Raw genomic sequence first — 7,056 nt, 5'->3', positions numbered from 1 at the left:
ACCTCCGGTGGGCGTGGCAGTAGATCCAGTAGTTTCCGTGGGGGCTCACGTCCTTTCCTCTGGAGTACTCCTTGTGGTCCACGGTGTCGTCTATGATGACAACAACCTCACCCTTCACCAACCCCGACAGGACCTTCAAGTAGTCCCTCCACGCGTCTTCGAGTTCTCCCAACGCCTCCAGTAGGTTCGCGTAGTCTAACCCGAACGTCTCAGCAGCATTCTTCACGCTGGCCCTACCACCTAGCAGGGTCATGAGGACTAGTGCCAATTCGACCTTCTTGCTCCTCCCGTTCCTCCTGATCACGCCCAGAACTTGGTTGACCGCCTTGACCAGCCTCTCCTTAGCTAACTCGATTTGTCCTTTTCCGTTTGACATCTTTTCAGTATGAAGACGTCTAAAATTAAAAACTTCTCGCTAATACCGACTTCTTGGTATTACCTCCCTAAGATTCCCATAACTGCTGTAATAGAATTATATTGTCTATGATTGCCTCGATTTTCTTTTCGTAAATTTTCTTTATTATATCCTGACAACACTTACCATATTTTTATCATTTATTTTAGCGTAAACGAAGACGTTACTATCTACAAAATAATTCATTCTTCACCTAACTCATCAACTTTCTCTGGTGGAATTTCTTCCTTTATTTCTTCCTTACCAATAAGAACTTCTAACGGATTCTTAACTTTTTTCACCTTCCTTCGAAGTAGAATCTCATTATCATTTAGCGCTATAACCTCAAACTCTTCATTAGGCTTCAAATTAATCTTCTCCCTAACCTCTTTCGGTATAGTCACTTGGAATTTATCAGTTACCTTTACCATAATTGAGTATACGTATACGTAATATGTAAATTTTTATAAATTGTAATTTCTTAACTCACTGATCTAACATAATTTGAAAATATATTTAATGCTCACTCGTTAGATAATCCCATGGAGGGAAGATAACGATTGTCCCTCTATACTCCGTTAATACAGATGAAAAGAGATATTACCAAAAATATTTTAAAAAAACTTGTATTTTAAAGTAGAAGTTATACATCTCTTCCACGAGGTATGGCATCCCAAACCCTCATTTTTGTAATAAAACGATAAGGAAGGGCTTTCAACTTAACCAATCTAAAAAGGTCTGTATTTACTAGAACTATTTGAACTAAATTGACTTTTATTTTTGAAAATATGTTAGTAACTAGACTATAATATGAAAAACAAACAACAATAGAAAGATCATTAAACCTCTCTTTGCGCAAATTTAAACTCTCAGAGAGGAAGATGTTTGTGTATGTTTGAATCGAATTTATTATCATCTCTCAGACTTCCATAAGGAGGTAGAGAAAAAATAAAAATCATCATTAATGTTATGAATTAATTTATTAGTTTAGAACGAGAAGTTTAGACAATGAGTTACAACCCTGAACTACCAGGACTGGAAAAGTTGAAAAAAGGGTCACTTTATTACATCTTCTCCGCGTTTCTAGCTGTAATTTTCATAGTGTTAATCATTGTGGCTATATTCATAGGGGAGACTTTCGGGACTACCACTGTTACATTGTCTAATGTTACATTATCTAACTCTACCTCAGTTCCGACGAATTCTTCCAATTTAGCTGCACTTTCATTATTCAGTATAGCCGGAATTCTATTCATAGTAGCACTGATAATCGAAATTTTGGGTATAATTAATTTGAGGTCAGGTTTTTCTTTACTTTCTGGTATAATTCAAGATATAAGTGTGGGTAAGACTGGGACTACTTTGTGGATAATTACAGCATTATTATCTTTCTTATTACCAGTATTATTAGTAGCCCTTGGTATAGCAATCTCATTCAGCACCGGTTCTACTTTATCTGGTATAGCAGGCGCGACATTTCTCGTCTACGTAATAGACGGCGTGATCTTCGTACTAGGGATAATAGCTAACATCTTGGTCGGTATAGCTTTTTATAAGCTCGGAAGCGTATATAGTTCATCTACAGTCAAGGTCGGAGGGATCCTTATAGCAACATCAATCTTAGCATTCATAGGGTTTATATTGACTTACGTCGGACTAGGAGAGGTAATAAGGAGAGTTAAGAGCGGGATAAGCGTTACGCAAAGCTGGAGTAATCCACCTACCAATATCCCGATAGCAATTTACCAGACACAGCCTTACGGTACCATAAGCCCCAACGGTATTCTCACATTTCAAGTGTATTCCACTGCCCCAGCTACACTACTTTCAGCCACTATTGAAGGCTTGAACTTCAGTACAAGCACGTTTAACCCTCAGTTTGTCCCAGCAAATCAAAACACTAACGTAATGGCTTACTTTAACACTTTACCTATAACTCAAGGTGCTATGTACAGAATAGTTATTACAGCATCTGTAAACGGGACGATAATGAGATTTGTAGTTAACGCTTTGGGAACTTGATATGCAATAAACCCTTATTTATCACTTCTTTTTTCTCACTTCTTTCATTCCATACCCTGAACTATCGCTATAGCCCTCACGGGAGAACCGTCGACCCCTGCTATATTTAAAGGTAAAGCTTGAAAATATACAAAAGCCCCTACCAACTTTTCTAACGCCTGAGATAGGTTTTCAACAATGAGTACTTCATTGCGTAATAGGAGATTGTGCACATCAGTGTCTCCAACGCTGGGTGAGTCGATTCCCACCATTTTATATCCCTTTTTCACGATCTTCTCCGCGTCCTTTAAGGATAGTGTGATATAACCATCTTCCATTTTCCAACCTTTCCTCCACTTTTTACTAGTCCCGGTGTAGACTAGTAGTATTTCCGCAGGTTCGGCGTGATCAACACTGTCAGTGACGTAAGCCTTACCCATGAAACGTTCCAGCGGAATTTGGTCTAACCTCTTACCTTCGGGGATAAAGTGATAGGGAACATCTACGTGTGTCCCGGTGTGAGTTCCTATAAGGAGTTCATGAACCATGTAGTCCTTAATTTTGATTTCTCTCAATCTAGGCTGCGGATCTCCCGGGTAAAAGGGCATCTCATTTTCTACGGGTACTGATAGGTCTATTATCATAAATATAATTCTTATTAATTCACTTATAAAAAGCTGAAAGCCGAGGAAAAATTAGGGTTGAGGTCTCCCTTCTATATCTATAACGTAGTTTCCCTTCCTTCCCTTTATGAAGAACATCTGACAGCTGGTGGTATTAACCTCTATCTGATATCCGCTTTGCATTAAAGCACTTAGAAGCTGTTATTCCTAGGCTTGTCTCTGTGTATTTCGAAACCGTTATTTGTGAGATCACTTACCAACTTATCATGAACGAAGTTAACGTCTAAATTATTTATCAGGAATTTGAGCCATTATTGGAAATAAGGGAATTATATAACTGAAATCTTCTATTAAATATTTCATATGTCATAGACTATAATCTCTTATATAAAGATTTTTGAGTAGTATTGTACATCTTCTCCAGATGAAGTATGACCAAATCCATTATTATTGCCACAAATTATTAGAGTGAGGGTTAGAGTTTGCATCTCCTAAACATCTTTTTCAACTTCTTGTTACTGCTTTAACTTCAGTCTTAACTATTTCGTCTACATATTTAACATACCTTCTCAAGAACGCAAGTAATACCAAAACCACGGGAATTAAAAGACCAAACATATCCTTTATTCCCACGAGGTCTGCTATATAACCCGCAACGGAAGGAACTATTATACCTATGACCATCATTACCGCAAAGAAGGAACTGTTTGCGGTATTTCTCTCCTCAGGCTTAAATGTCCTGCTGATCGAAATCACAGAGAGTGGATAAGTCAACCCGTGCGGAAATCCTAGAATCAAGAGGGCTAAAGCGAATTCTAAGAGATTTATTGAGGTAAGTATCATAATGAGTCCTATGACCGTCATGGAGATTGCAGCGTAAACGTGATGAGAAACACTTTGTGGAGGTCTTACAGAAAGGTAAATCCTAGCCAATAATGACGTAGTGAAGAATAAAGAGAAGAGAGATGTTACAACTGAATAAGTGACGTGAAGGTCTGTAACAGCGTATATACCACCAAACGCCAGTATTGCAGAGAAAGGTATATTATAAGTAAGTATATTTATCACTGCTGTTTTGAAACCTGGATTACTTAATACATTCACCTTTACGTTTTTACTTTCTTCTTGAGGAAACTTTACGAAAAGTGATAGGATAGCTGCTGCTATCGCCATAGGTTCGAAAAACACAAAAACGTCCCTCAGCGTGAACTTCGTGAGTATCACAGATTCTAACGCAGGGCCAGCTACAAGACTTATGCTAAGGGCCAAAGTGTAGATCGAGAGTAATCTTTCTCTAGCTTTTCTGTCTTCCAATAGCCCGGCATAAGTAATAACGTTTGGCATTATTGCACCTAAAGATAACCCGGCTAAGGCACTGATTACCCAAATCGTGATAGGCGTGGATAAGTAAAATAGAGGTAGAACTAGTGCATATAGCACTGAGGATGTAATAAAGAACTTCCTTCTCTCTGAGGTCTTAAGCCTGGAATTCACGAGCCCACTGGTTATGAAAGTACCTAAGGACAAGATAGCACTGATTATACCTACTTCACTTTGTGTGAAGTGAAAGTCATACTTAACCAGAAGTGGTATAGTAGTAGAGATCATATTGTTGGAAGCCCTAATTACAAATGTCATTGAGACGATTACTAGAAGCATCTGAAGGTAAACTTTCTTGTCCATGATATCATAATTCGTTTCCGAACCTTTTTAATCTATCCTCGAGGAAACTTTAAATAGTTCGTCTACTAACAAACTATTATGAAAATACTAGCTGCACCGGGACCCGTATCATATCCCGTAATAGTAAACAACAAGGGAATAGAATTGTCTTTTGCTAAAGAAGGTACAGCTGACATAGTGTTAGATTCGACTGTGTCCCTAGCTAAAAGAGGACTTAAGATACACTACGTTACAGTAAAAGGACTAATGACAGTATATCCGACAGTGGGGAAGAAGATCGGTGTACCTAAGATGCTCACGGCTGCTAATGTTCTGACTAAAGCGTTGGTTGAAACTAAGAAATTAAACGCTGAGGTCATAGGTATTGACGACATACAGAAGATAATGGAGTCTCTCAAGAAAGGTGAAATAGATAGTGCTGTAGTCCCTTCGGGAGTAGCTAAAGGGATCACATTTGAAGAGCTTTTGGGAATTCCGGGAAGTTGCGGAGCTCATGTAAAGCCCGAGTTTAGAGACCAGTTCATCTCACTATATAATGAAGGAATAGACATGTTTAAGCAAGACCCCGAGGGATTTGCCACAAAAGTAGTTACTACACTGGGAGGAAGGGTAAGCAAAGAGTTCGTTATTAACGTAATGAAGAACTCGACCTTCAATATCGAGGAATTACCTAATGACGAAGAGTTCGTTAAGTTAGTTAGAAAATATATAAGCTAAGCAAGTGTTTGTATGTTTTTTCGTAGAGACATTCGAAACCTTAATTCATTCTTTTTTCGTCTCTTGATTTAACTTATATTTGTCCTCTTTACCTCGTGAGCTGAAGTTTATATCCACCAATAGAGACTCGCTACAACTTCTAGGATTTTTAAACTAAAAAGTTTGAGAATCTTTGAGAAAAAAGGATAATTATAGTGGGTTTTCCACGTTAAACCACATATCCTCAAAGGAGCTTTCTTCGAGGCTTTTCTGTTTAGTTTCAGGCACTGCTACCAGCGTCACTATCGCAGCTATTATTCCTAAGGCTCCTCCGACTCCTACAGCAACGGGAAGACCGAAGTTGAAGAAGAGGAATGGGAATATTGCGGAGTTAACTAGGGCGCCCATTCTATCGATTGCAACAACTATACCTGATGCTATTCCTCTTATTTTGGTAGGCGTAAGTTCTACATTAAAGACACCCGCTGCACTTACGTTAGCTGGACCTACGTTGTGCCAGAAATGATACCCTCCAAGGAGTAGCATTCCCACTATCGGAGTGATAGGGTTTGAGAGCGTTAATTGCGGTTTAACTGCCGCGAAAAGAACTAACGATATAGCCATTCCAGCGAATCCAACAGCTTCCAAGGGTTTCCTACCCCACTTATCTATCAGTAGGAGAGATACAGCACCTCCGGGTATTGACGCAGCTAGTGTTAGGACAAGGCTGAAGATAGCTGTGTTTTTAATACCTATTGACTCTCCCACAAGAGCTGGTTCAGAGACACCTCCAGGGTTCACCATATGGTCTAGGAACCATAGTATCCCTGCTATTGCTATGTATTTAGCGTATTTTCTTAGGTAAAAAAGCACCGGTGTCTTGTCCACTGCGTTAGCAGCCACAGTCAAATCGTTATTAGTCACTTGTTTAACAACCTCTTGGTACCTCTTCATGTCCCCCTTAATTCTTACTAGGTATCTAGGGGACTCAGGTACCTTTCGTCTAAGGTATATAACCGATCCCGGAATAATAGCCCCTAAACCTAACACCAATCTCCACAATAGATCACCGTGAATCCCTATTAGAGGAAGCCCCAGAAGAGTAGCTGCACTCGCAATGCTCCCCAGAGGACCAGTTACACCCACTGCAAATGCCAGCAATTTACCCCTATCCTTTTGTTGGCAAACTCTCCCAATACTATAGGAGACATAACGAAGTCTCCTCCTATTCCCAATCCGAACAACATCTGTGTGAGTATAAGCTCATATACGTTCTGCGCAAAGGCACCGAGGAGTGAACCTAAAGAGAGCAGCAAAGCTTCATAACCGTAAACTGCTCTTCTTCCCTTGAAATTAGAGGTAACGCCGAAGAGAATCGCACCTACGATAGCGGTCCAAAACGACGCAGTGCCTAAAAGAACGTATAGTGACGATCCTGCTACAAGTCCAAACTCTTTTTTAAGTTCCAGAAGTGCTACTGCTATAAAGGTAGTATTATAACTTATTGTAAACATCCCCAGAGTTGTTATTAAAAGACTCTTTGCATGGTAAACATTGAAATTAGAATCATCTAGGGGCTTGAAAATATCTCTTAGCTTCATAGGAATCAAGATATGATAAAATGTCTATAATAAAAATTTTCTATATGTATTAAACGTA

The 7,056-nt window shown here is 39.3% G+C and carries 7 protein-coding genes and 1 pseudogene; 2 read left to right on the top strand and 6 right to left on the bottom strand.

From position 1 onward, the window contains the following. Both WIW72_RS06680 and WIW72_RS06675 read right to left on the bottom strand, forming a co-directional pair. Positions 1-376, bottom strand: a pseudogene (locus WIW72_RS06680) (IS701 family transposase); the annotation flags it as partial. Between the two features lie 221 nt (positions 377-597). Continuing rightward, complete coding sequence (locus WIW72_RS06675; protein WP_337701289.1) at positions 598-825, bottom strand: AbrB/MazE/SpoVT family DNA-binding domain-containing protein; 228 nt, start codon at positions 823-825, stop codon at positions 598-600. Between the two features lie 577 nt (positions 826-1,402). Between WIW72_RS06675 and WIW72_RS06670 the strand changes: the two genes are divergently transcribed. Next, positions 1,403-2,416: a DUF973 family protein gene (locus tag WIW72_RS06670; protein WP_337701288.1), complete on the top strand. Its 1,014-nt coding sequence runs from the start codon at positions 1,403-1,405 to the stop codon at positions 2,414-2,416. A gap of 44 nt (positions 2,417-2,460) precedes the next feature. On the opposite strand, the gene WIW72_RS06665 is transcribed toward WIW72_RS06670, so the two are convergent. Both WIW72_RS06665 and WIW72_RS06660 read right to left on the bottom strand, forming a co-directional pair. Then, positions 2,461-3,039 carry a cyclase family protein gene (locus WIW72_RS06665; protein ID WP_337721307.1) on the bottom strand — a complete coding sequence of 193 codons (579 nt, stop codon included), beginning with the start codon at positions 3,037-3,039 and terminating at the stop codon, positions 2,461-2,463. 483 nt (positions 3,040-3,522) lie between these two features. Continuing rightward, positions 3,523-4,701 (bottom strand): MFS transporter, encoded by a 1,179-nt coding sequence (locus WIW72_RS06660; protein WP_337701284.1) that lies wholly within the window; start codon positions 4,699-4,701, stop codon positions 3,523-3,525. A 78-nt stretch (positions 4,702-4,779) separates the two neighbouring features. Here WIW72_RS06660 and WIW72_RS06655 point away from each other — a divergent pair, with 78 nt between their 5' ends. Further along, on the top strand, positions 4,780-5,418 hold the full coding sequence (locus tag WIW72_RS06655) for a DUF3834 domain-containing protein (RefSeq protein WP_337701282.1): 639 nt from the start codon (positions 4,780-4,782) through the stop codon (positions 5,416-5,418). 189 nt (positions 5,419-5,607) lie between these two features. Here the strand turns inward: WIW72_RS06655 and WIW72_RS06650 are convergent, their stop codons facing one another. Beyond that, positions 5,608-6,558 (bottom strand): MFS transporter, encoded by a 951-nt coding sequence (locus tag WIW72_RS06650; RefSeq protein WP_337701280.1) that lies wholly within the window; start codon positions 6,556-6,558, stop codon positions 5,608-5,610. Further along, a complete protein-coding gene (locus WIW72_RS06645) occupies positions 6,534-6,998 on the bottom strand; it encodes an MFS transporter (protein WP_337701278.1) in 465 nt (154 codons plus the stop codon). The genes WIW72_RS06650 and WIW72_RS06645 overlap by 25 nt, the downstream gene beginning before the upstream one ends. Positions 6,999-7,056 lie beyond the last annotated feature (58 nt).

Source organism: Stygiolobus sp. CP859M (assembly GCF_037389975.1).
Lineage (GTDB): Archaea > Thermoproteota > Thermoprotei_A > Sulfolobales > Sulfolobaceae > Stygiolobus.
Note: the sequence above shows the minus strand (reverse complement) of the source record. Positions and strands in the feature narration are given on the sequence as shown.